This window comes from Nocardia cerradoensis NBRC 101014 (assembly GCF_000308535.1).
GTDB classification, from domain to species: Bacteria; Actinomycetota; Actinomycetes; order Mycobacteriales; family Mycobacteriaceae; genus Nocardia; species Nocardia cerradoensis.
Map to the genome: position 1 here is coordinate 1 of NZ_BAFW01000060.1, position 23,933 is coordinate 23,933.

The following is a 23,933-nucleotide window of genomic DNA, read 5'->3' on the forward strand; positions in this document are numbered from 1 at the left end:
GCCGGCGCTGCCGGGATCGGCGATGTGCACCTCGATCCGCGGATCCACATACCGGTGCCGAACCCGGTCGGCTCCGACGACGTCGTGCCCGGCGGCCGCCAGCATGCGCGCCACCGCGCGACCGGTGGGTGTGGTGACTCCGGTGATCAGGACCCGCATCGACTCTTCCTCCTCGCGTGCGCCACCCACGAACGTGACGCCGTTCACACACCATGACGAGTGGATCGCGAGGTGCCTGCGCGAAGTCCCGGTCAGCGGTCGCGGCGTTTCGCTGAGTGAGCGGTAATCATTCCGATGATCGGGACTTCTCGGGCCCGGTCCTCGCACCCGCCCCTACCGTCGAGGCATCGACCCAGTGCGTGACAGCGCAGAGGCAGGGAGGAACACCGGTAATGGCGAACAAGGTGCTCGATCGGGTGCGGGACCTGCTCCCGGCGATCGGGGAACGGGCGGTGACGGCCGAGCAGGAGCGGCGGGTGCCCGCCGAGACGATCCGCGAGCTGACCGAGGCGGGCGTGTTCCGGATGTTGCAGCCGAGCCGCTTCGGTGGTGCGGAGGAGTCGCCGGTCGCCTTCTACGAGGTGATTCGCACGATCGCGACCGTCTGCCCGTCGACGGCGTGGGTGTCCTCCGTGCTGGGTGCGCATCCGTGGCAGCTGGCGTTGTTCGACCCGCGGGCCCAGCAGGATGTGTGGGGTGAGGACCCCGACACCCTGGTCTCCTCGTCGTACGCACCCACCGGCAAGCTGACTCCCGTCGACGGCGGCTTCGAGATGAGTGGCCGGTGGAGCTTCTCCTCCGGCTGCGACCACGCCGACTGGGCGTTCCTCGGCGCTGTGGTGCCGAACGACAAGGGCGGAGCCGATTACCTGACGGTGCTGGTTCCGCGCGCCGACTACCGCATCGAGGATGTCTGGCACGTGTCGGGCCTGTCGGGCACCGGAAGTAACGACATCATCGTCGAGAAGGCGTTCATCCCCGCCTATCGCACGTACAGCGCCGCCGATCAGTCCGCGCTGGTGGGTCCCGGTCAGGAGGTGAACACCGCCGCGCTGTACCGGATCTCGTTCGCCAGCGTGTTCTCCAACACCATCACCGCGCCGATCATCGGTGCCGCGCAGGGCGCCTACGAATCGCATCTGCGGCGCCAGCGCGAGCGCGTCCGGCTGTCCTACGGCGGGCAGAAGGTGGCCGATGATCCGTTCGCGCAGGTGCGGATCGCGCGTGCGGCCTCGGAGATCGACGCCGCCATCCTGCAGCAGGAACGCAATATCAGCGAGCAGTTGCGCTACGCCGAAGCGGGCGAGGAAATTCCGTACGAGCTGCGCTTGCGGACCCGTCGCGACCAGGTACGCGGTACCGAACGCGCGATCTACGCGATCGATCTGCTGTTCGAGAACTCCGGCGGCCACTCGATCCGCAAACCCAATGTGATCGAACGCAACTGGCGTGACGCCCACGCCGGCAACGCGCATGTGATCAACGACGTCGAGCGCGCGCTGGCGATGTACGGTCAGGGTGAGATGGGCGTCGAGGTCACAGAACGGATGGTCTGATGGGTTTCACGGTCGAGGACACCACCCGCTGGGTCACCGTCGACGGCGTGAAACTGCGCTATCACGAGGCGGGTTCCGGTGCGCCGCTGGTGCTCCTGCACGGTTCCGGCGCCGGCGTCTCGGGCTGGGCCAATTTCGGCGCCAACCTCGAAGCGCTGGCTCCGCACTTCCGCTGCCTGGTCCTCGACCAGCCCGGGTTCGGCGCCAGCGAACGGCCCGAAACCTACGACCGCAACTATCTGCGGATCGCCGTCGACGCGGTCCTGGGCCTGCTGGACGAGCTCGGCATCGGCAGCGCTCATCTGCTCGGCAATTCGATGGGCGGCGCGGTGGCGACCCTGCTGGCCGCCGAACATCCCGATCGCGCGGACCGGCTGGTGCTGATGGCGCCGGGCGGTGTGGGCGTCAACATTCTGGGACCCGAACCGTCGGAAGGGATTCGGCGTCTGCTGGACTTCAACGCCGACCCCACTCCGGAGCGGGCGGTCGACTGGTTGAAGACGATGGTCTTCGATCAGGCGGTACTCACCGAGGAGCTGATCGCGGCCCGTACCGCCGCGGCCTCGGATCCGCGCCGGACCAAGGCGCTCGCCGACGCCTACGCGACCTTCTACAACCCGGCCTTCGCCGACCCGGTTCCGCTGTGGGCGCGTTTGCGGGCGATCCAGCACGAGGTGCTGATGCTGTGGGGCCGCGACGACCGGGTGACCCCGGTGGAAGGCGCACTGCTGCCCGCCCGCCAGCTGCCGCGCGCCGATCTGCGGATCTTCTCCCGCTGCGGGCATTGGGTTCAGGTCGAGCGCAAGGATGCGTTCGAACGCGCCGTGATCGACTTCCTGCACAACGGATCGTGAACGCGCGCTGATCTTTTCGCGCGGACCACGCGGTGGCCGCCGCACCTCACGAGGGTGCGGCGGCCACCGCCGTTTCCGGCCCGTGCCTGCTCGAGCCCGTGTTCGTCACAGTCCGTGGTCGCGGGCCCATCCCGCGATCTGGGTCCGCGAGGTGAAGCCGAGTTTGGTCAGGATGTGCTCGACATGGGTCTCGGCCGTGCGCACCGAGATCACAAGATCGGCCGCGATGCGTTTGTTGCTGTGCCCGGCGGCGACCAGCCGGGCCACATCCTTCTCCCGGCGGGTGAGCAGCGACAGTGCCGCGGTGTCGACGGGCGTGGGGCGCGCGGACGGGGCCGACGGTTCCTCGGGGGCGGGGCCGCGGCCCAGCGCGTAATCGATCGCCGCGGGCAGCGTCATCGCCGCACCGGTGTCGTAGGCGGTGCGGAAACCGCCGTCGCCCAGCGCGTTGCGGACCTCGTCGCGCACCTTCTCACCCACCGCGCTGGTGATCGTATGGGCCAGCCGCACCGTACTGCGCTGCAGCGTCTCGGCCGCACCCATCAGCCGGGCCGACCGCTCCATATCACCGCGGGCGGCGGCCGACCACGCCATGCCGTCGAAGCCCGACGCGAGCCAGACACATCGGTCGAACAGCGCGAACTCCTCGATCGCGCGTCCGAGGTAGTCGTCGGCGGCGTCCTGATCACCCAGCCGCCACTGATCGATACCGAGTGTCCACAGCGCCAGCCCGCCCAGCATATGCGGCCCGTAGCGCTGCGTGAGCGCATGGAACTCCTGGGCCATCTCGGTGGCGCGCGGGTCCTCCAGCAGGATTGCGCACATGAAACCGAAAGCGAGACTGTCCATTTCGGTGGCATGATGGCCGTCGGCCCGCGCCTGCCGGATGGCCTCCTCGGAGCGGCGCAGCGCACCGGCGGTATCGGCATCGGTGAAATCGATCAGTGCCGCATCCAATTCCGCCTCGGCGAGGATGTCGGTGGCGCCCAGATCGGTGGCCACGGTGACGCATTCGCTCGCCAGCCGGGCCGCCGACTCCCGATCCGACAGCAGTGCCGCCAGCGAGGCCGCCGACGACAGCGCCCGCGCCCGCTCCCAGCTCGGTTCCAGGTTCCGGGCCAGCGCGTCGGTCAGCCACCGATACCCCTCGGACAGGAACCGGTAATGCTCCCAGAACGGCCGCAGCACGGTCGCGGTCTCCAGCGCCAGCTGCGGTGCGTCGAGCATCGAGAACTGCAGGGCCGAACGCAGATTGGCGTGTTCGCGAGCCAGTTCGCGAAACCACGCGAGATCGTCGGAACTCCAGTACGCGGTCTGTCCGCGCAATGCCAGCCCGCGGTAGTGGTCGCGGTGGCGGGCCCGCACCCGGCGTTCGTCACCGTGTTCGACGAGGCGGTCGTGACCGAATTGCCGGATCGGCTCCAGCATCGAATAGCGCGGCGCCACAGCGTCGTATCGCAACCGCAGCACCGACTTGTCGACCAGGCCGGTCAGCGCGTCGAGCAGTCCCTGCGGCCCCGGTGGCAGCCGGCACACCGCCTCGGCGGCCTCGATGTCGAACCCGCCGGCGAAGACCGACAGCTGTTGCCACAGCCGCTGTTCCGCGGGGGTGCACAGTTCGTAGCTCCAGCGGATCGCGCCCTCGATGGTCTGCTGACGCTGCGGTGCGGTGCGCGGTCCGGCGCTGAGCAGGTCCATGGTGTCGTCGAGCCGGTCGCGGATCTGCTCGGGTGTGAACACCCGGAACCGCAACGCCGCCAGTTCCAGCGCCAGCGGAATGCCGTCGAGGCGCTGGCAGATCGCGGCGAGGGTGTCGCGGTTGGCGGGGGTGTAGGTGAAATCCGGATTCGCCGCGGTGGCCCGCTCCACCAGCAGCAGCAGCGCGTCGCTGTCGTGTTCGGCGACCGGAAGCGGTGGAATCGGCATCACCTGTTCACCGGGGATGCCCAGCACCTCGCGGCTGGTCGCCAGCACCCGTACCTCCGGGGTGGCGGCGACGAGATGGGCGACCAGCGCCGCGCACGCGTCGATGAGATGTTCGCAGTTGTCCAGGATCAGCAGGAGCCGTTTGCTGGCGAGGAACTCGGTGAGCCGGTCGAGCGGCGCGGTGGTGTCGTCGCGCAGATTCAACGCCTCGGCGACGCTGAGGGTGACCAGATCGGGATCGTGCACATCGGCCAGTTCGACCAGCCACACCCCGTCCGGGAAGGCGCGCGCCATCGCCGCGCCGACCTGCCGCGACAGCCGCGTCTTGCCCACGCCGCCCGGGCCGAGCAGAGTCAGCACCCGGGTCGCGGGCAGCAGCCGTTTCGCGGTGGCCAGTTCGTCGCGGCGGCCGACGAAACTGGTGACCTCGGCGGGAAGATTCCCGGTGACACGCCGCGCCATGATCGCCAACCCTATCGTGATCGAAACGCGTTCGGACCACATCGGCGATGTCGGTCCCGCGTGCCCGCGGACGGTGAGAACGGGAATAGGCTGAGACCGCGAACCGAGACTCGCGCCGCGGTCCCGCGGGGCCGCGTACCCCCAGACCCCTCGTCCCCAGGAGGCCCCCGTGCGGATCGGCATCATGCTCAGCGAACAGACCGGACCGGATGCGCTGGTGCGCCTGACCGACGAACTGCAGCAGGTGGCCGGCGAGGGTTTCGAGTCGGCGTGGCTGTCGCACATCTTCGGTCTCGACGCGCTGACCGCGCTCGCCGTCGCCGGCAGCAAGGTGCCGAACATCGAACTCGGCACGGCCGTGGTGCCGACCTATCCGCGACACCCGGGCGCCCTGGCCCAGCAGGCGGCCACCACCGCGCTCGCCGTCGGACGCGGCCGGCTCACCCTGGGGATCGGACTGTCGCACCAGATCGTCATCGAGAACATGTTCGGCTACGACTTCGGCCGCCCGGCCCGGCACATGAAGGAGTACCTGTCGATTCTCGGGCCGCTGCTCGACGGGCAGCCGGTGTCGTATCAGGGCGAGACCCTGAGTGCGAACCTCGGCTTGACCGCGGGGGAGACCGGCCGGATCCCGGTGCTCGTGGCCGCGATGGGAACCCAGATGCTGAAACTGGCGGCGCGGCGCACCGACGGCACCGTGCTGTGGATGACCGGCCCCGCCACCATCGCCGACCACATCGCACCCACCATCACCGCCGCGGCCGCCGAGGCCGGCCGGCCCGCGCCGCGGGTGGTCTGCTCGCTGCCGGTGCTGGTCACCGACGATGTGGATCGCGGCCGGGAGCGGGCCGCCACCGTCTTCGCCGCCTACGGTTCGCTGCCCTCGTATCGGGCCATGATGGATCGCGAGGGCGCCGAAGGACCGGCCGATCTGGCGATCATCGGCACCGAGGAGCAGGTCGCCGCCCGCATCGAGAAGGTGTTCGCCGCCGGCGCCACGGAATTCGTGGCCGCCCCGTTCGTCGGCGGGCAGGCCGCCGAGCGCACCCGCAAGCTGCTCACCCAGCTGGCGGACTGAGCGACCGTGGCGCGCCGGGCGCGGATCGAGGACGTGGAAGAACTCGCCCTCGCGATGCCGCACGTCACGGTGGTGCGGGGGTCGAGCGGCAATCCGGTCTATCAGGTCGGGGGCAAGTCGTTCATCTTCTTCCGCACCCCGCGCCCGGACGCCGTCGACCCGGACACCGGCGAACGGTATCCCGATGTGATCGTCTTCTGGGTGCCGTCGGAATCGGACAAGCGTGCGCTCGTTCAGGATCCGGATTCGCCGTTCTTCACCACCGCTCATTTCGACGGGCATCTATCGGTACTGCTGCGTGGGGCCCACATCGGTGAACTCGATCTCGATGAACTGCGCGAGGTCGTCCAGGACGCCTGGCTCTCGCGCGCCTCGGCGACGCGGGCCCGGCGCTGGCTGGCCGAGCATCGGCTCTGAATCTCGTTGATTCTGTTGCGGCACAAAGAGTTTCAGTTCGCCGCGGCGGAGGCGACGTCGAGCCCGGCCAGTTGGTGACGCATCCGCTCCCGCTTGGTGCGCAGATAGCGGACGTTGTGCTCGGTCGGGTCGGTCTGCAGCGGAATCCGGCGCGTGACCGCGATGCCGTGTGCCTGCAGGCCCGCCTGCTTATCCGGATTGTTGCTGAGCAACCGCACCGATTCGACACCCAGATCGCTCAGGATCTGCGCGCCCGCGCCGTAGCGGCGGGCATCGATCGGCAGCCCGAGGCGCAGATTCGCGTCCACGGTGTCGGCGCCGGCGTCCTGTAGTTCGTAGGCGCGCAATTTGTTCAGCAGGCCGATGCCGCGCCCCTCCTGCCCCCGCAGATACACCACGACACCGCGGCCCTCGGCGGCCACCGCGCGCAGTGCGGCGTCGAGCTGTTCACCGCAGTCGCAGCGCAGCGAGCCGAACGCGTCGCCGGTCAGGCATTCCGAATGCAGGCGGGCCAGAACGTCGGTTCCGGACGGATCGCCGAAGACCAGCGCGAGATGTTCGACCGGCTCGGCGCCGGAGTCGGCGTCGCGGTAGCCGAAGACCTGGAAATCGCCGTAGCGCGTCGGCAGCCGGGTCTGCGCGAGGCGGGTGACGGTGTGCTCGCGATGCTTTCGGTATTCGATGAGGTCGGCGATGGAGATGATCGGCAGTCCGTGCTCGCGTGCGAAGACCAGCAGCTGCGGCAACCGTGCCATCGACCCGTCGTCGTTGACGACTTCCGCGATCACTCCCGCCGGCCGCAATCCGGCCGCGCGCAGCAGGTCGACGGTCGCCTCGGTGTGCCCGGCCCGGCCCAGTACGCCGCGCGGATGCGCCCGCAGCGGGAAGACGTGCCCGGGTCGGGTGAGGTCGGCCGGAGTGGTGCGCGGATCGGCCAGCAGTCGCATGGTGTGGGCGCGGTCGGCCGCCGAGATACCCGTGCTGACGCCGGCGGCCGCGTCGACCGATACGGTGTAGGCGGTGCCCTTGGGGTCCTCGTTGATCGCCGTCATCGGGGGCAGCGAGAGCCGGTCGAGGTCGGCGCCGGGCATCGGCACGCACAGCACGCCGCTGGTGTGGCGGATCAGGAATCCGATGGTCTGCGCGGTCGCGAATTCCGCGGCCAGGACGAGATCGCCTTCGTTCTCCCGATCCTCGTCGTCGACCACCACGACGGGCCGGCCGGCGGCCAGGGCGTCGAGTGCGTTCTGGATGGAATCGAGTTCACCGGTCATCGTGCACCTCCTGTATGCCTAATAGAAATATTCCGAAACGCTCCTCGCTAGGAAGGGTTCCGCTCAGTGAGATTCTGGGGACGACGAATTCCGGGGGCCCGGCGCCGGCGTTGACCTCGAGTGCGGTTGAGGATGCACGCTGGGGTCATGACACAGGCCGCAGAGTTCTGGAACACCGTCTACGACGACGACACCGCCCCCTGGGTGATCGGTGAGCCGCAGCCGGCGATCGTGGAGGTGGAGCGCCAGGGGCTGATTCGAGGACGGGTGCTCGACGTCGGAACGGGTGCGGGGGAGCACACCATCGCGCTCACCGCCCTCGGCTACGACGTGCTGGGTATCGACCTGTCGCCGAGCGCCGTCGAGTACGCACGGCGCAACGCCGACGCGAAGGGGGTGCCCGCGGCGCGCTTCCGGGTCGCCGACGCGGTCCGGCTCGGTGCCGATCCCGCGGCGGCCGCCGAACTCGGCGTCTTCGACACGATCGTCGACAGCGCCCTGTTCCACATCTTCCGCGAGGACCCCGGCAACCGCGCCGACTACGTCCGGTCGCTGCACACCCTGTGTGCTCCGGGTGGTCTGGTGCATGTGCTGGCACTCTCCGATGCCGATCCGGGTTTCGGGCCGCGCATCAGTGATCGGCTGTTGCGTGAATCATTCGACGCGGGTTGGGAATTGGAGGATCTGCGACCCGCGTCCTATCGCGGCCGGGTCACCCCGGTGGTCGCCGATCAGGTCGCCGGGCTGGACGTGGCCGAGGACGGGACCGTGGATACCGCCGCCTGGCTGGCCCGGATCCGGCGAGTGTAGCGACGGATCCGGTGCGTGCCGATCCTGTGCTCTAGCGCGGAGGAGCCTTCGACTTCGGTGGTGCGAGCGGCGCCTCGCGATTGCGGGGCAGCCGCCCGCGCTTGTTCAATGCCTCCAGGTCGTCGAGCAGATCCTCGGCCAGTTGCCGCTCCGCCTCGTAGTGCCGGATGCACCAGCGCAGCACCGCGCTGGGGAAGGCCCAATCCGGGTTGGCGTCGGACCCCTCGGCGTCGGCGGCGGCGCGGCGGCGCATCTTCTCCGCGTAATCGATATGCGCGGTGAGGATTTCGCGCAACCGCTCCGGCTCGGCCAGATGTCCGAGCCATGCCCGCAGCAGCACACTGTGTTTCAGCACCGGCGCCTCGACCGGTGAGTGATTGACCCAGTGCGCCACGGCATCCCGGCCGCTGGTGGTGATCGCGTACATGCGCTTGCCGCGAACGCCGTCCTCGGAGGTCACGGTGCGCGAGGTGACGTACCCGTGCTTCTCGAGGCGTTTGAGTTCGGCGTAGATCTGACTGAACGACGGGCTCCAGTAGAAGAACTGCAAACTCCAGTCCGCCCACTTCTTCAGGTCGTAGCCGGACAATTCGTCCGCATGCGAAAGCATCCCGAGCACGGCCCACGAGGTGGTCGGCAGATCGGTGCCAGATGTCATCGCCGAACTATACCGCCCAGTCATATGCTGATCCGAAATCAGCGCCAGCGGGTGCGGTGTGGGAACAGTGCCCGCCCGGCCTCGTGCACGACCTCGAGGACGACCCGGGCCAGCCGGTCGTAGCTCATCGCCTCGGCACGTCCCGACAGCGAGAGCGCGGCCGGCGGGGCGCCGCGGCCACGCAGCGGCGCGGCCACACAGGCAATGCCGACCATGGCCTCCTCGCGGTCGATCGCCACGCCTTGGCGCAACCGGATCTGCCCGAGTTCACGATGCAGCGCATCGGGGTCGGCCAGGGTGCGCGGAGTGAGCCGGGGCAGCCGGCCGCGGAACGCGGCCTCGGCGATGGTCGGTTCCAGCGCCGCCAGCATCGCCTTGCCCAAAGCCGTTGCGTGCGCGGGCATCCGGCCGCCGAGCCGGGTCGGCAGCGCCGCGCCGAACCGGCCGCCGGCCTTGTCCAGGTAGACGACCTCGCGGCCGTCGAGCACCGCCAGGTGGCCCACCATGCCCGTCCGCTGCGACAACTCGTGCAGCAGCGGGCTCACCGCGTCGCGAATCTCGTTGTGGTCCGCCGTCAGTCCGCCCAGTTCCAGCGTGCGCATGCCGAGGCGGTAGCCGCCGGCTGAATGTGCCAGCCAGCGCAGCCGGATCATCTGATCCAGGATGCGATGGACCGTCGAGCGCGGAAGTCCGGTCCGCTCGACCAGTTCCAGCAGTGTCAGCGTCGGGGTGTTCGCGTCGAAGGCGTCCAGGATCAGCGTCATTCGCTCGATCATCGACACCGGAATCGGCGCGCCGGCTCGATGAGCCCTGGCGCCCGTCGTCGCGTGATGCGCGGCCGTGGTGGTGCGTTCCGCGGAGGGCAGCACGGTGACGGTCATATGTACCTCCGTTGGCTCATATGCAGTCTAGAAGTATTTCGACTAGGCATGTTCGGATTCGGCATTTGTGTCACCTATCACAGTGGCTGCCACCACACCGATCGCGAATCGGTGGAACTACGTAAGTGCTACCGAAATCTCTCCCGTTCACCGGACCTGGCTGTTGACGGGGGTTCCCCTCGACCTGGTGTCATGACTTACAGCTATATGTCTGTCCGAAACAAGGAGTGGCCGTGGAGCCGGTAGTACAGGTGGACGAGATCTCGGAGGCGACCTTCAAATCCGTGCTGAGCAGGTTCTGCTCCGGGGTCACGGTGATCACCGCCCTGTCCGGCGACGAGCCGGTCGGATTCAGCTGCCAGTCCTTCTCGTCGCTGTCCCTCGACCCGCCCCGGGTCTGTTTCTTCCCCGCGCGGACCTCGACCTCGTGGCCCCGCATCCGGGAGGTGGGGCGATTCTGCGTGAACATCCTGGCCCACGACCAGGACGAGATCTGCCGCGCGCTGGCCCGCCGCGGCACCGACAAATTCGCGGGCGTGGACTGGGAGTTGTCCGGAAACGGATCGCCGCGGCTGAGCGGCGCGCTGGCCAGTATCGACTGCGAGCTGGATCGCGAGGTCGACGGCGGCGATCACACCATCGTGATCGCCCGGGTCACCGCGCTCGCCGAACACTCCGACCAGGCGCCACTGCTGTTCTACCGCTCCTCGTTCGAGCGTCTGCGGGGGTACTGACGCGAGCGTCTGCGGGGGTACTGACGCGAGCGTCTGCGGGGGTACTGACGCGAGCGTCTGCGGGGGTACTGACGCGAGCGTCTGCGGGGGTACTGACGCGAGCGTCTGCGGGGGTACTGACGCGAGCGTCTGCAGGGCCATTGACGCGAGCGTCTGCGTGCGTACCCGCCCACACCGCCGAGGCGTCCCATCGCTGCCGATAAGCGGAGCGAATCTCCCGGCCAGTGGGACTTCGCATGCCGGGCCCCCGTTCCGATGGCGAGCATCGAGTCATCACCCGGGGCGGGTCCGGCCGGCGGGTAGTCGAGGCCGAACGCAATCGAGACGGAGGAATCATGAACAGCGACAGCGAAGTGCGGGTCATCGACGCCGGCGCACCGCCCACCCGGTTCGCCCGCGGCTGGCACTGCCTGGGCCTGGCGGACTCCTTCCGCGACGGCAAGCCGCACACCGTCGCCGCCTTCGGCACCGAACTGGTCGTCTTCGCCGGCGAGGACGGCACGCTCAACGTCCTCAACGCCTACTGCCCGCACATGGGCGGCAATCTCGCCGACGGCACCGTCAAGGGCGATTCGCTGGCCTGCCCCTTCCACGACTGGCGGTGGAACGGCAAGGGCAAGTGCACCGGAATCCCGTACGCGCGCAGGGTGCCGCCGCTGGCGCGCACCAAGGCGTGGCCGACGCTGGAGCAGAACAAGCAGCTGTTCGTCTGGAACGATCCGGAGGGCAAGCAACCGCCCGCCGACATCACCATCCCGCGCGTCGACGCCGCCTTCGACGACGGCTGGACCGACTGGACCTGGAACTCGATGATCGTCGAGGCCAACTGCCGCGAGGTGGTCGACAACGTCGTGGACATGGCGCACTTCTTCTACGTGCACTACGGCTTCCCGACCTTCTTCAAGAACGTGTTCGAGGGGCATATCGCCAGCCAGTACATGACGTCGATCTCGCGCGAGGACATGATGGGCGCGACCGCGAAGGCGTTGGGCGGCAAGAACACACTGCATTCGGAGGCGTCGTACTACGGCCCCTCCTACATGATCGACTATCTGCGCAGCGAGAGTGCCGGACTCACGGTCGAGGGTTATCTGATCAACTGCCACTATCCGATCACCGAGAACCGCTTCGTCCTGCAGTACGGCGCCATCGCGAAGAAGCCGGAAGGCGTGTCGCCGGAGCGGGCCGAGCAGATCGCGGCGGCCTTCGTCGGCGGTCTCGGCAAGGGGTTCGAACAGGATGCGGCGATCTGGAAACGCAAGTCACGCATCAACAATCCGCTGCTGTGCGAGGAGGACGGGCCGGTCTATCAGCTGCGTCGCTGGTACGAGCAGTTCTACACCGACGTCGCCGACATCTCCGAGGAGATGACCGCGCGCTTCGAATTCGAGGTCGACACCACCCGCGCGGTCACCGCCTGGGAGGCCGAGGTCGCGGAGAACCTCGCCAAGCGGGCCGAGCAGGCCGTGGCGGGCTGAGAGTCATCGCGATGGACGAGGTTTCGTGCCGATCCTGCGGAACATGCGTGCTGGTGGAGAAGTTCAGCCCGCAGCATACGAGCGTGCAGTGGAGCCGGTCGGCGATGCGCGCATGCACCGAACTGTCCGGGCCGGGCGCGCACACCTGCGCCGCCCTGCGCGCCAGCATCGACGCGGCGGTGGAGTCGGGGCAGGTCAGCGTGAGTACCCGCGATGTCGATGTGCGCACCCGCGGCCGGACCGTGGCCTGACGGCGGGGCAGGAAGCTGAATGAACGGCACAGGAATGGATGTGGTGGTGCTGCATGGATACGGCGATCGAACTCGACGTGCGTGAGCCGGGCGATGCGCCCGAGGACACCGGCCCGCGCGACTCGGCGGCCGATCCGGTCGTCGTCGAGATCGTGCGCGTGGTGCGCGAGACCGCGGACGCGGTGTCGCTGGAGCTGGCTCCGCGCCCCGAACACGCGCAGCGGTTCGGCTACCGGCCCGGACAGTTTCTCACCCTGCGCATCCCCAGCGATCGCACCGGTTCGGTGAGCCGGTGCTATTCGCTGTCGAGCGCACCGCACGAGGACGGCCCGCTGAAGGTCACCGTCAAGCGAACGGCGCAGGGATACGCGTCGAACTGGTTGTGCGACAACGCCGTCGCCGGGGAGAGTTTGCAGGTGCTGCCGCCCGCCGGACTGTTCACCCCGGCCTCGCTGGACACGGATCTGCTGCTGTTCGCCGGCGGCAGCGGTATCACCCCGGTGTTGTCGATCCTGAAATCGGCGCTGGCACAGGGCAGCGGGCACTGCACGCTCGTCTACGCCAATCGCGACGAATCGTCGGTGATCTTCGCCGCGGAACTCGCCGAACTCGCCGCGGCGCATCCGGATCGGCTGCAGGTGCTGCACTGGCTGGAATCGGTGCAGGGCCTGCCGAGCGTGGCGCAACTGTCCGCGCTGGCGCGGCACTGGGCCGACCGCGAGACGTTCGTCTGCGGTCCGGGGCCGTTCATGGATGCCGTCGGTGCCGCCATGGCCGCGCACGGCGCCGACCGCCGGCGCGTGCACATGGAGAAGTTCGTTTCCTTGACCGGCAATCCGTTCGAGGCGGCGACTCCGGTAGTCGACCCCGCCGATCCCGCCGACTCGGCGCACGTCGAGGTCGAATTGGACGGCGAGAATCACCGGATGGCCTGGCCGCGACGCCAGGTCCTGCTGGACACCTTGCTGGCCGCGGGCCTCGAGGCACCGTATTCCTGCCGCGAGGGCGCATGCAGCGCCTGCGTGTGCCGGGTGGTGTCCGGCGAGGTGTCCATGCGCCGCAACGAGGTCCTCGAGGAGGAGGATGTCGCTGAAGGCTATGTGCTGGCCTGCCAGGCGGTACCGGTCACCGACGACGTTTCGATCAGTTATTCCTGAACCACCCGACCCCTTGCAAGGAGTGCAAATGGCCGCCGTCAGCTCGCTCGGTTATGTCCGGGCGCAGATCGCCGATGTCGCCGCATGGCGTGAATTCGCCTTCGACACCATCGGATTCGCCGAAGGGTCGGGCCCGAATCCGGCGTCGATCTACCTGCGGATGGATGAGCACACCTACCGCCTGGAATTGGTTCCGGGCGAGCGCGACGAGGTGATCGCCGTCGGCTGGCAGGTCGCCGACCGGCGCTCGCTGACGCTGGTGCGCGAAACCCTCGCCGCGGCCGGGATCGAGGTCACCGAGCTGACCCTGGCCGAAGCCGCCGCGCGCCACGTCGAGGAGGCGATCAGCTTCACCGATCCCGCCGGATTCACCGTCGAGGTCTTCCACGGCCCCCTGCTCGACCACAGTCCGGTGGTCGGCAAGTACGGAAATCGTTTCGTCTCCGGCGATCTGGGGCTCGGCCACGTCGTGCTGCCGGTGCCCGATATCGAGGCGGCGCGGCAGTTCTACACCGAGGTGCTGGACTTCGCCTCGCGCGGCTCGTTCCGGGTCGGTCCGCCCGACCATCCGATCTGGATCCGGTTCATGGGTGTCAATCCCCGCCACCACAGCCTGGCGCTGATTCCCGGCGGCCGCGGCGACGGTCCCGGCATCGTGCACGTGATGGTGGAGGTCGACGCGCTCGACGATGTCGGGCGGGCGCTCGACCGGGTGACCAAGGCGGGCTACCACCTGTCCTCGTCGCTCGGCCGCCACACCAACGACAAGATGATCTCCTTCTACGTCCGCACCCCGGGCGGCTGGGACCTCGAATTCGGTTGCGAGGGAATGCTCGTGGGCGAGGACTACGTCGCGGAGGAGATGACGGCCGACAGCTACTGGGGCCACGAATGGGCGCGCGGCTGAGCGGCCGTCAGCACCGCCGCGGGGTTCCTAGTCGGTGAAGGTGACCCGCACGGAGATCGGATCGGTCTGCAGGGCGGCGAATCCGGCCGCGGTCAGCGGTGCGAGCGCCGGATGCGGGGCGAAGGCGCGGGCCCGCGCGACCACATCGTCGTCGGGGCGCAGCTCGGCCGTGGCCGCGCGCCAGGTTCCGTTGTGCCGCAATCGGACCGAGGGGTTGGCGCGTACATTGTTGCCCCAGCCCGACCGCATGCCGTGCTGGCAGATGATCCAGGCGCCATCGTCGTCGAACAGCACCGATACCGGAACCCGCCGTGGCTGACCGGATTTGCGGCCGACGGTCTCCAGTTCGGTCGCGAAGGTGGATCGCACACCGATCCGGTCCAGTGCGGCGAATCCGGGATTGACCAGGTAGCGGCCGACGGCGCGCTCGACCCGGAACTTCGTCGACTTCCGATCGCCACCGGCCGTTCCGCGCCGGGACCGGAAGGCGTCGAACCCGTTGCGACGCAGCATGGTCAGCGCCGTCGACCACGGCGAGCGAGCCGGATCCGGATCGAGCCCGGCGCCGAGGCGATGCAGCTGATCGGTATGCCATTGCAGATCCAGGGCGCCGTCGACGGCCCGCAGGGTGCCGCTGCGGGCGATGCGGCCGCGCAGGCCGAGTGAAATCGACGGCGGCCGAAGCTCTTCCGTACCACCGGTGAGCAGATCGGCGGCGGCGGTGGGGTACACCGTGGTGGGACGGCCCAGTCCGGCCACATCGCAGGCGCCGGAATCGACCGCACCGGCCATCGCCGTGCGGCTGCGGAAGCCGCCGGTGACCGCCAGCGGCACCGCGGCCGCGAGCTGCCGCACCGTCTCCGCGTACTCGAGGAAATAGGCCTCCCGTGCCCGGGTACTCGCCGCCGCGTCACGGGACCGGCCCATCATCGCCGGGGATTCGTAACTGCCGCCGCTGATTTCGATCAGATCCAGCGGTTGCCGGGCCAATTGCCGCACCACCGCCCGCGATTCGTCCTCCGTGAAACCGCCGCGCTGGAAATCCGCCGAATTCAGTTTGACGGCCACCGCGAAACCCGGCTGGACCGCCGCGCGAATCGCGCCGACCACCTCGAGCAGGAAGCGCGCCCGGCGTGGCGCGTCACCGCCCCAGTCGTCGGTGCGCTGATTGGCCAGCGGCGACAGGAACTGCGACACCAGGTAGCCGTGGGCGCCGTGGATCTGCACTCCGTCGAAGCCGGCCGATTCCGCGATTCGCGCCGCGTCGGCGAAGCGCCGGATCAGATCGTGGATGTCGGCTTCGGTGAGCGCCCGCGGCGTGGGCAGCCCCGGCACTCCCGGCGCGATCGCCGACGGCGCCACCGGCCGGTGCCGGGTGGCCAGCGGATTGGCTTGGCGGCCGGGATGATTCAGCTGCATCCAGATCGGGGAGCCGCCGTCCTTGGCGGCCTTCGCCCACCGGGTCAGAGCCGCGAGATCGCGATCGTCGTCGATGACGACATTGCCCGGCTCGCCGAGCTGGGTGCGATCGATCATCACGTTGCCGGTGACGATCAGGCCGAAGCCGCCGGCTCCCCAGCGGCGATACAGCCGGACCAGCCGGTCGTCGGGAGCATGCCCCGCGGTGCCGAGCCCCTCGCTGAGCGCCGACTTCATGATCCGGTTGGGCAGCACCTGGCCACAGGGCAGGGGTAGGGGGTCGTGCAGTCCGGTCATGCCTATCCTCCAGGGCGCGGATCGGAAATGAGGTATACCGATCGGTATAGTCGGCAGCGTAGTACACCGATCGGTCTAGGGCAACGGTAGGCTGGACCGGACAAGGTGCGTGAGGAAAGGGGTCGCATCATGGGAGCCCGCGACCGGCTCATCGACAGCGCCGTGGATCTGATGCGCAGCAACGGTGTGGCCGGCACCGGTATCGCGCAGCTGCTCGACCACAGCGGCATCTCGCGCCGCTCGGTGTATCTCAACTTTCCCGGCGGTAAATCGGAACTGATCGCCGAGGCCACCCGTGCGGCCGGCGCCGCCTACAGCACCCTGCTGCGCACGATCACCGCGGGCGCCGACGTGGCGTCGTGTGTCGGCGCCTTCCCGGCCCTGTGGCGCGAGAAACTCGCCACCAGCGACTTCACCGCCGGATGTCCGATCGTCGCGGCCGCCCTGGGCCGGTCGGAGGCGCCCGAGGCGGCCGATGCGGCCGGAGCGACCTTCACCGAATGGGAGGCCATTCTCGCCGAACGCCTCGAAACCGAGGACGTCGCACCGGAACTCGCGATATCGCTGGCCACCACGGTGGTCGCGGCACTCGAGGGGGCGGTGATCCTGTCCCTGGCGACCCGTTCGATGGCGCCGCTGGAACGGGTGGGCGCCCAGATGTCGGAACTCATCGCTCGCCATACCGCGAAGTAGTCCGACACGGGTACCGGCTGCGCGCCTGGGCAGCGGTGGTTGCGACGTCGTGAGCCGGATGTGTGGCGCGGGCAGGCCGGACCGGCGCCGACCTCGGACTCGCACCAGCCCTGCCGCCCGCGCGCGTTATCCGGCGAGTGCCCGCTCGATCGCCGCGGCGGTGGGAATGGACGCGGAGGCACCCACGACGGTGGTGGCCAGGGCGCCGGCGGTGCACGCCCAGGCCAGAGCGGTGGCCGGGCCCTCGTGCCAGTGTGCGGCCAGTGCGCCGGTGAACGTGTCCCCGGCGCCGGTCGTATCGACCACCTCGACCCGCACCCCCGGATGGGCGAGCTCGCCCTCGGGTCCGCGATAACCGGCCCCGGCGCCGCCGCGGGTGGTCAGCACGTGGGGAACAGTCCGGAGTTCCGCATCCAGTTGCGCCGCTTCGCCCTCGTTGACCACCGCGATGTCGACCGCCTCCCACAGCTCCGGTGGCAGTGATCGGGCGGGGGAGGGATTAAGCAGTACGAGAGTGCCGTGGTCGCGGGCGCAGCGGGCGGCCTCGAGCACGGTGTCGACCGGAATCTCCAACTGGCACAGCATGATATCCGCGTCGGCGATGAGGGCGCGGTCCCCGTCGGTGAGATCCGAGAGCTCCGCGTTGGCTCCGCCGACCACGATGATCGTATTCTCGCCGGTCTCGTCGACCACGATGGTGGCAGTTCCGCTGGACCCCTCGACGGTGCGCAGTCCGGCGGTCCCGACCTCGTTGTCCTCGAGCACTTTCCGCAGTTCGGCGCCGAAGACGTCGGTGCCGATCGCGCCGACGACATCGACCGCCGCGCCCGCGCGCCGGGCGGCGATCGCCTGGTTCGCGCCCTTTCCGCCGGGCACCGTGGCGAAGGCGGTGCCGAGGACCGTCTCACCGGCCTGCGGCCGCCGCGGCGTGCGCGTCACCAGATCCATATTGATGCTGCCGACCACTGCGATCCGTGCCATGCACGCACCGTAACCCGCGGCGGTCCGGACGCATCCGAACGTCGCCGCGGTCAGGCGCGGTCGGCCGCCGATGCCAGCGCGGCCAGCCGGTCGATGGACCCGAGAAGTTTGTCGGACGTCGTCGCGCGGGCCCGGGGCAGCCGGACCTCGTCGGTCAGCCGGGTCCAGTCGTAGGTGTGCCGCACGAGCGTCCGGCTCTCGTCGACGGGCTCCAGTTCCCAACGCCACAGATGTCCCGGCGGGCGCTGCCCGGATTCCGCGGGCAGCCAGGCGATCCGGCGCCCCTCCTCGAACTCCACCACGTGGTTCTCGCGCACGCTCCCGTTGGTGAGTGTCATCGCGAAAACCTCGCCCACACTCCGCACGCGCTGTCCGGTCTCCGCCCGGTCGAGATTGTCGTTCCCGTCCCATCGCGGCTGCTGCGCCGGATCGGCGATCAATTCGAAGATGTGCCCGGCCGGCGCGGCGACTTCGCGCTCCGCCGACACCACCCTGTCGATATCTGCCATGCGACCATCGAATCATTCACCGGCGGCGTCGACAACGCGACCACGACTATCGTTCGGACACAGCGCTTTCGGTGTGCGCGTCTTATTCGTGGTCGCCGGCCGGGCCGGAGGTCGCTTCGGCGTGCCGGGGCTCCAGGGGCGGGCCGGCCACCGCGCAGTTGATCTTGCATTGCGGTGTGGCCTCGGGACTCGCGTCCCGCAGCGCGTCGTCGCGGACGGTGACCACGGTCAGCGCCGCGGCCGCGGCCATGACGATCGCACAGATGAGCATGGCCTCGCGGAATCCCTGTTCGAAGGCGGCCGGGTCGGTGTAGGCGGCGCCGGTGAGTCCGGTGAGCGGCGGGATCGCCGCCACCGCGAGCAATCCGGCCGCCCGGGCGACGGCGTTGTTGACGCCGCTGGCCACCCCCGCGTGCCGTTCGTCGGCCGTCGCCAGCACGGTCGCGGTCAGCGGTGCGACGGCCAGGGTGAGACCCAGGCCGAAGACGAGCGCGGCGGGCAGCACATCGGTGACATAGGAGGCGTCGGGGCCGATCCGCATCATCAGCAGCATCCCGGCGGCCGCCAGCAGCACACCCGCGGTGATGGGGATGCGCGGTCCGATGCGCTGCGCCAGATCACCCGAGCGCGCGGAGAACAGCAGCATCAGCACGGTGGACGGCAACATCGCGGTCCCGGCCGCCATCGGGCTGAAACCGGCCACCACCTGCAGGGTCAGCACGAGCAGGAAGAACACCACGCCCATCGCGCCGTACATCACGAAGGTGACGGCGTTGATCGCGCTGAACTGGCGCGAGGCGAAGATCTCGACCGGCAGCATCGGCGGCGGCCCGCCGTGGTGGCCGGGCGCCTCGTACCGTGCCGAGCGCCGCCGCTCGACGACGACGAAGGCCACCCCGGCGAGTACGCCGATCACCGCCGTCGCCACCACGGCCGTCCGGCTGCTTCCGTGTTCGGGCGCCATGGTCAGTGCATAGGTGATGCCTGCCAGGCACAGTGCCGCGAGGAACGCACCCAGCACGTCGAACCCCTCGTGTGCCGGGCGGCCGGATTCGGGAGCCGGACGGGCCGAGGCCGAGCCGTCGGCCGCGCCGGAACCGTAGGTTTCCGGCACGTGCCGCACCGCCACCAGCACCACCACCGCGGCCAGCGGAATGTTCAGCAGGAACACCCAGCGCCACCCGGCCGCGCCGACCAGCCATCCGCCCAGGAAGGGTCCGATCGCGCCGGCGACCCCGCCGAGGCCGGACCACGCACCCACCGCGCGGGCGCGATCGGATTTCGCGAACGACGCCTGGATGATCGCCAGCGAACCGGGCGTCAGCAGCGCACCGCCCACCCCCTGCAGCGCGCGGGCGGCGATGAGCATCGGAATGCCCTGTGCCGCACCGCAGAGCGCCGAGGCGAGCGCGAACCACACCACGCCGACGACGAAGATCCGCCGTCGCCCGAACCGGTCACCCAGCGATCCGCCGAGCAGAATCAACCCGGCCAGCGTGAGTGTGTACGCGTTCACGGTCCACTGCAGACCCGCCATCGAGGCACCGAATTCCGCGCCGATGCGGGGGAGTGCCACATTGACCACGGTCGCGTCCAGCATCGCCATTCCCGAGCCCAGCACCGTGGCCAGCAGCACCCAGCGACCCGAACCCGAGGACAACCGGATGGTGGCGACCATGAGGACACGGTAGCGGTGGGCGTCGCCGGAAGCGGGCGTTCGGCGGTTATCCGGCGGCGGCGGCCGCGGCCCGGTCAGTAGGCTGTTCACCATGACTGCTGGAACTGTCGGCGAAGTGGATACCGTGCGCGAAGCGGTGCACGAGGCGGCGCGGCGGGCTCGGGTGGCGTCGCGGACGCTGGCACAGCTGACGACCGCGCAGAAGGACGCGGCCCTGCACGCCGCGGCCGATGCGCTGCTCGCGCACAAGGATGCCGTCCTGGCCGCCAATGCCGAAGACATCGCGACCGCGGAGGCGGGCGGAACCGCGGCCTCGCTGCTGGATCGCCTGCGACTGACCGAGCCGCGCATCGACGGCATCGCCTCCGGATTGCGTCAGGTCGCCGGCCTGCCGGATCCGGTCGGAGCGGTGCTGCGCGGTTCGACGCTGGCCAACGGACTCGAGATCCGGCAGGTGCGCGTGCCGCTGGGCGTCGTCGGCATGGTCTACGAGGCCCGCCCGAACGTCACCGTCGACGCCTTCGGCCTGGCGTTGAAGTCCGGTAACGCGGCCCTGCTGCGCGGGTCGTCCTCGGCGGCCCGGTCGAACGCGGCCCTGGTCGAGGTCATGCGGGAAGCCCTTGTGGCCCAGGGTCTTCCGGCCGACGCGGTGCAACTGCTGCCGAGCGAGGATCGCTCCAGCGTCACCCATCTGATCCAGGCCCGCGGCCTCGTGGACGTGGTCATCCCGCGCGGCGGCGCCGGACTGATCAACGCCGTGGTGCGCGACGCGCAGGTTCCGACCATCGAAACCGGCACCGGCAACTGCCACGTCTACGTGCACGCCGCCGCCGACCTCGAGATGGCGGAATCGATCCTGCTGAACTCCAAGACCCGCCGGCCCAGCGTCTGCAACACCGCCGAGACGGTGCTCATCGATCGCGCGATCGCCGAGACCGCGGTTCCGCGCCTGATCGGCGCGCTGGAACAGGCGCAGGTCACCATCCACGGCGATCTGCCCGGCCTGGTTCCCGCGACCGACGAGGACTGGGCCGACGAATATCTGTCGCTGGATATCGCGCTCAAGGTCGTCGACGATCTCGACGCCGCGGTCGACCACATCAACGAGTGGGGCACCGGCCACACCGAGGCCATCGTGACCGCCGATCTGAAGGCGGCTCGCGAATTCACCGCCCGGGTGGACGCGGCCGCCGTGATGGTGAACGCCTCCACCGCTTTCACCGACGGTGAGCAGTTCGGATTCGGCGCGGAGATCGGCATCTCCACGCAGAAGTTGCACGCCCGCGGTCCGATGGCGCTGCCGGAACTGACATCCACCAAGTGGATCGTCTGGGGTGACGGCCAGATTCGGCCGAGCTGAAGCGTCCCGGCCGAACCCATCCCGGCCTGTGGTCTCGCCGACACCGGAGTATCGAACCCGGCCCGCGGGTGTGTACCGTCGTGATCAGCTGTTCTTTACGGTGCATACCTGCAGTGGGCTGCGCTGTTCCCGAAGGAGGGCCCAACTGTGCAGACGACTGTGCACGAGCCGATTTTCGCCTCGGTCGACGATGTGATCGACCGGCTGGCCACCACCGGCTACCTGGCCGACAAGGCCACCGCCACCTCGGTGTTCCTGGCCGACCGGCTCGGCAAGCCGTTGCTGATCGAGGGACCCGCCGGCGTCGGCAAGACCGAATTGTCGCGCGCGGTCGCCCAGGTCGCCGATGCCGAACTGGTTCGCCTGCAGTGCTACGAGGGGATCGACGAGGCGCGCGCGCTGTACGAGTGGAATCACGCCAAGCAGATTCTGCGCATCCAGTCGGCGACCTCCGGCGGGTCGGATTCGGGTAACGCCTGGGCCGACACCAAAGCCGATGTGTTCAGCGAGGAATTCCTGCTGCAGCGCCCGCTGCTGACCGCGATCCGGCGCACCGATCCGACCGTGCTGCTGATCGACGAGGCGGACAAGGCGGACGTCGAGATCGAGGGCCTGATGTTGGAGGTGCTGAGCGACTTCGCCGTCACCGTCCCGGAACTCGGCACGATCACCGCCACCCGCCGCCCGTTCGTGGTACTCACCTCGAACGCGACCCGCGAACTGTCGGAGGCGTTGAAGCGCCGCTGCCTCTACCTGCACATCGACTTCCCGGACGAGGAACTCGAGCGCCGCATCCTCGCCAGCCGGGTGCCGGAGCTGAAACCGGCCGTGGCCGCCCAACTGGTCCGTGTGGTGCATGTGCTGCGCGGGATGCAGTTGAAGAAGTTGCCGTCGGTCGCCGAATCCATCGACTGGGCCCGGACGCTGCTGGCGCTGGGGCTGAAGGATCTCGACGACAAGACCGTGCGCGCGACGCTCGGTGTGGTACTCAAACACCAGAGCGACCATCAGCGCGCCCTGGCCGAGCTGAAATTGGCCTGAGCCGTGTCCGGTAAGCGCACCACCCCCCGCGCACTGGTCTCCGCGGCGTTGCGCGGCGGGTCCGCGTCCGCGGCGCAGGGTGCGCCGCCACCCGGGCAGACCGCGCCGCACGGGCTCTCCGGACATGTGGTCGGCTTCGTGGAGGCCCTGCGCGCCAGGGGAATTCCGGTCGGGCCGTCGGAAACAGTGGATGCCGGCCGGGTGCTCACCGTGGTCGATCTGATGGATCGCGAGATGCTGCGCGAGGGCCTGGCCTGTGCGCTGCTGCGCCGGCCCACGCAGCGCGCCACCTTCGACGGATTGTTCGAGCTGTGGTTCCCGGCGGCGCTGGGGGAGCGTGCGGGCGCCGACGACATCGAACTGCCGCGGCGCGACGACGGTGAAATCGACCTGTTCGAATTGCGGCGGATGCTGGCCGAGATGCTGGCCGCCGAACCGACGGGTGACCAGACCCGGCAGTTGCAGAACCTGGCCGCGCAGATGGTCGAGCAGATGGGGCAGTACCAGTCGGCGAACGGGCCGTCCTTCTCGGCGTATCAAACGCTGAAAGATGTGCAGCCCGAGGTGCTGATCAGCAGAATCCTCGCGGGATTGGCCGCCGGGCAGAACAATTCGGAGTTCGACACCGAAGTCGCCCGCCGCGCCGCCCGCGAACGGGTCAAGGCCTTCCGCGGCACCGTCGAGGCCGAGACCCGGCGACGGGTGGCCGAGCGACTGGGCCGCGAGCGCGTCGCGACCTACGGTGTCCAGCGCCAAGCCGAGGATGCCGACTTCCTGCGCATCTCGGAGAACGAACTGGCCGAACTGCGGCGCGGTTCGCAACGGCTGGCGCGCGTCCTGGCATCCCGCTTGGCCGCTCGCCGTCGCCGATCCCGGCGCGGTGAAATCGATCTGCGCAAGACGCTGCGCAAGTCCATGTCGACCGGCGGGGTGCCGATCACGCTGCAAACCCGCAAACCGCGGCCCGGCCGCCCGGATCTGGTGCTGCTGTGCGACATCTCGGGATCGGTGGCCGGATTCTCCAGTTTCACCATGCTGCTGGTGGATTCGCTGCGTGAGCAATTCTCGCGGGTGCGGATCTTCGCGTTCGTCGACCAGGTGGACGAGGTGACCCACATCTTCGATCAGGTCACGCCGCTGGACCAGGTGACCCGGCGCATCTTCACCGAGACCGAGGTGGTCGGATTCGAGGGGCACTCGGATTACGGTGCGGCACTGCGTGGTTTCGCGCAGGACTGGCCCGACGTGGTGACCAGCCGCACCTCCCTGCTGATTCTCGGCGACGCCCGCACCAACTATCGGGATCCGGCGCTGAATACGCTGCACGAACTCGTCCAGGTGGCCAAGCACGCGCACTGGTTGAATCCGGAGGCCGAAAAGATGTGGGGCACCGGTGATTCGGCCGCCAACCGCTACGCCGAGGTCGTCGAGATGCACGAATGCCGGTCGGCGCGCCAGCTGACCGGTGTGGTGAGCAGGCTACTTCCGGTCTAGTCATCGAGGACGGAC

At 69.2% G+C, this 23,933-nt stretch carries 22 protein-coding genes and 1 pseudogene; 14 read left to right on the forward strand and 9 right to left on the reverse strand.

The window, feature by feature from the left end; all coding sequences use genetic code 11:
* Positions 1–207: pseudogene (locus ON23_RS07215) on the reverse strand (hypothetical protein); the annotation flags it as partial.
* Positions 208–392: 185 nt separating this feature from the next.
* Here ON23_RS07215 and hsaA point away from each other — a divergent pair.
* Both hsaA and ON23_RS07225 read left to right on the forward strand, forming a co-directional pair.
* Positions 393–1,556, forward strand: coding sequence for a 3-hydroxy-9,10-secoandrosta-1,3,5(10)-triene-9,17-dione monooxygenase oxygenase subunit (hsaA, locus tag ON23_RS07220; protein ID WP_039777073.1), 1,164 nt, complete (start codon positions 393–395; stop codon positions 1,554–1,556).
* On the forward strand, positions 1,556–2,410 hold the full coding sequence (locus tag ON23_RS07225; protein ID WP_039777074.1) for an alpha/beta fold hydrolase: 855 nt from the start codon (positions 1,556–1,558) through the stop codon (positions 2,408–2,410). Before hsaA ends, ON23_RS07225 begins: the two co-directional genes overlap by 1 nt.
* A 105-nt stretch (positions 2,411–2,515) precedes the next feature.
* On the opposite strand, the gene ON23_RS07230 is transcribed toward ON23_RS07225, so the two are convergent.
* Positions 2,516–4,798 (reverse strand): LuxR C-terminal-related transcriptional regulator, encoded by a 2,283-nt coding sequence (locus ON23_RS07230; RefSeq protein ID WP_039777075.1) that lies wholly within the window; start codon positions 4,796–4,798, stop codon positions 2,516–2,518.
* A 169-nt stretch (positions 4,799–4,967) separates the two neighbouring features.
* Here ON23_RS07230 and ON23_RS07235 point away from each other — a divergent pair, with 169 nt between their 5' ends.
* Positions 4,968–5,879, forward strand: coding sequence for a TIGR03564 family F420-dependent LLM class oxidoreductase (locus ON23_RS07235; RefSeq protein ID WP_039777076.1), 912 nt, complete (start codon positions 4,968–4,970; stop codon positions 5,877–5,879).
* A gap of 54 nt (positions 5,880–5,933) precedes the next feature.
* Positions 5,934–6,296: an MmcQ/YjbR family DNA-binding protein gene (locus tag ON23_RS07240; RefSeq protein WP_051042200.1), complete on the forward strand. Its 363-nt coding sequence runs from the start codon at positions 5,934–5,936 to the stop codon at positions 6,294–6,296.
* 32 nt (positions 6,297–6,328) lie between these two features.
* Here the strand turns inward: ON23_RS07240 and ON23_RS07245 are convergent, their stop codons facing one another.
* Positions 6,329–7,570 (reverse strand): bifunctional 3,4-dihydroxy-2-butanone-4-phosphate synthase/GTP cyclohydrolase II, encoded by a 1,242-nt coding sequence (locus ON23_RS07245; RefSeq protein WP_039777077.1) that lies wholly within the window; start codon positions 7,568–7,570, stop codon positions 6,329–6,331.
* Positions 7,571–7,717: 147 nt separating this feature from the next.
* Here ON23_RS07245 and ON23_RS07250 point away from each other — a divergent pair, with 147 nt between their 5' ends.
* Positions 7,718–8,380, forward strand: a complete 663-nt coding sequence (locus tag ON23_RS07250; RefSeq protein ID WP_039777078.1) for a class I SAM-dependent methyltransferase — start codon at positions 7,718–7,720, stop codon at positions 8,378–8,380.
* Positions 8,381–8,411: 31 nt separating this feature from the next.
* Here ON23_RS07250 and ON23_RS07255 read toward each other — a convergent pair whose 3' ends face one another.
* Both ON23_RS07255 and ON23_RS07260 read right to left on the reverse strand, forming a co-directional pair.
* On the reverse strand, positions 8,412–9,038 hold the full coding sequence (locus tag ON23_RS07255) for a PadR family transcriptional regulator (RefSeq protein ID WP_063821230.1): 627 nt from the start codon (positions 9,036–9,038) through the stop codon (positions 8,412–8,414).
* 38 nt (positions 9,039–9,076) lie between these two features.
* Positions 9,077–9,919, reverse strand: a complete 843-nt coding sequence (locus ON23_RS07260; RefSeq protein WP_039777079.1) for an IclR family transcriptional regulator — start codon at positions 9,917–9,919, stop codon at positions 9,077–9,079.
* Positions 9,920–10,152: 233 nt separating this feature from the next.
* Between ON23_RS07260 and ON23_RS07265 the strand changes: the two genes are divergently transcribed.
* The 5 genes from ON23_RS07265 to ON23_RS07285 all read left to right on the forward strand — a co-directional run bounded on the left by ON23_RS07265 (position 10,153) and on the right by ON23_RS07285 (position 14,446).
* Complete coding sequence (locus ON23_RS07265; protein ID WP_086006855.1) at positions 10,153–10,653, forward strand: flavin reductase family protein; 501 nt, start codon at positions 10,153–10,155, stop codon at positions 10,651–10,653.
* Between the two features lie 335 nt (positions 10,654–10,988).
* Positions 10,989–12,131 carry a 3-ketosteroid-9-alpha-monooxygenase, oxygenase component gene (locus ON23_RS07270; protein ID WP_039777081.1) on the forward strand — a complete coding sequence of 381 codons (1,143 nt, stop codon included), beginning with the start codon at positions 10,989–10,991 and terminating at the stop codon, positions 12,129–12,131.
* A gap of 11 nt (positions 12,132–12,142) precedes the next feature.
* Positions 12,143–12,382 carry a hypothetical protein gene (locus tag ON23_RS07275; RefSeq protein ID WP_039777082.1) on the forward strand — a complete coding sequence of 80 codons (240 nt, stop codon included), beginning with the start codon at positions 12,143–12,145 and terminating at the stop codon, positions 12,380–12,382.
* Between the two features lie 53 nt (positions 12,383–12,435).
* On the forward strand, positions 12,436–13,539 hold the full coding sequence (locus tag ON23_RS07280; protein WP_083903758.1) for a ferredoxin--NADP reductase: 1,104 nt from the start codon (positions 12,436–12,438) through the stop codon (positions 13,537–13,539).
* A 28-nt stretch (positions 13,540–13,567) separates the two neighbouring features.
* Entirely contained in the window at positions 13,568–14,446 is an 879-nt protein-coding gene (locus ON23_RS07285) for a VOC family protein (protein ID WP_039777083.1), read from the forward strand.
* 27 nt (positions 14,447–14,473) lie between these two features.
* Here ON23_RS07285 and ON23_RS07290 read toward each other — a convergent pair whose 3' ends face one another.
* Entirely contained in the window at positions 14,474–16,162 is a 1,689-nt protein-coding gene (locus tag ON23_RS07290) for a nitroreductase family deazaflavin-dependent oxidoreductase (protein WP_039777084.1), read from the reverse strand.
* 129 nt (positions 16,163–16,291) lie between these two features.
* Between ON23_RS07290 and ON23_RS07295 the strand changes: the two genes are divergently transcribed.
* Complete coding sequence (locus ON23_RS07295) at positions 16,292–16,855, forward strand: TetR/AcrR family transcriptional regulator (RefSeq protein ID WP_039777085.1); 564 nt, start codon at positions 16,292–16,294, stop codon at positions 16,853–16,855.
* Positions 16,856–16,981: 126 nt separating this feature from the next.
* Here the strand turns inward: ON23_RS07295 and ON23_RS07300 are convergent, their stop codons facing one another.
* The 3 genes from ON23_RS07300 to ON23_RS07310 all read right to left on the reverse strand — a co-directional run bounded on the left by ON23_RS07300 (position 16,982) and on the right by ON23_RS07310 (position 20,023).
* Positions 16,982–17,836, reverse strand: coding sequence for a ribokinase (locus ON23_RS07300; protein WP_039777086.1), 855 nt, complete (start codon positions 17,834–17,836; stop codon positions 16,982–16,984).
* A 50-nt stretch (positions 17,837–17,886) separates the two neighbouring features.
* A complete protein-coding gene (locus tag ON23_RS07305; protein WP_039777087.1) occupies positions 17,887–18,345 on the reverse strand; it encodes an SRPBCC family protein in 459 nt (152 codons plus the stop codon).
* Between the two features lie 82 nt (positions 18,346–18,427).
* Positions 18,428–20,023: an MFS transporter gene (locus tag ON23_RS07310; protein ID WP_039777125.1), complete on the reverse strand. Its 1,596-nt coding sequence runs from the start codon at positions 20,021–20,023 to the stop codon at positions 18,428–18,430.
* 91 nt (positions 20,024–20,114) lie between these two features.
* Here ON23_RS07310 and ON23_RS07315 point away from each other — a divergent pair, with 91 nt between their 5' ends.
* The 3 genes from ON23_RS07315 to ON23_RS07325 all read left to right on the forward strand — a co-directional run bounded on the left by ON23_RS07315 (position 20,115) and on the right by ON23_RS07325 (position 23,918).
* A complete protein-coding gene (locus tag ON23_RS07315) occupies positions 20,115–21,383 on the forward strand; it encodes a glutamate-5-semialdehyde dehydrogenase (protein ID WP_039777088.1) in 1,269 nt (422 codons plus the stop codon).
* 147 nt (positions 21,384–21,530) lie between these two features.
* Positions 21,531–22,424, forward strand: a complete 894-nt coding sequence (locus ON23_RS07320) for an AAA family ATPase (RefSeq protein ID WP_036499607.1) — start codon at positions 21,531–21,533, stop codon at positions 22,422–22,424.
* Between the two features lie 48 nt (positions 22,425–22,472).
* Positions 22,473–23,918 (forward strand): vWA domain-containing protein, encoded by a 1,446-nt coding sequence (locus ON23_RS07325; RefSeq protein ID WP_039777126.1) that lies wholly within the window; start codon positions 22,473–22,475, stop codon positions 23,916–23,918.
* Positions 23,919–23,933: the final 15 nt, after the last annotated feature.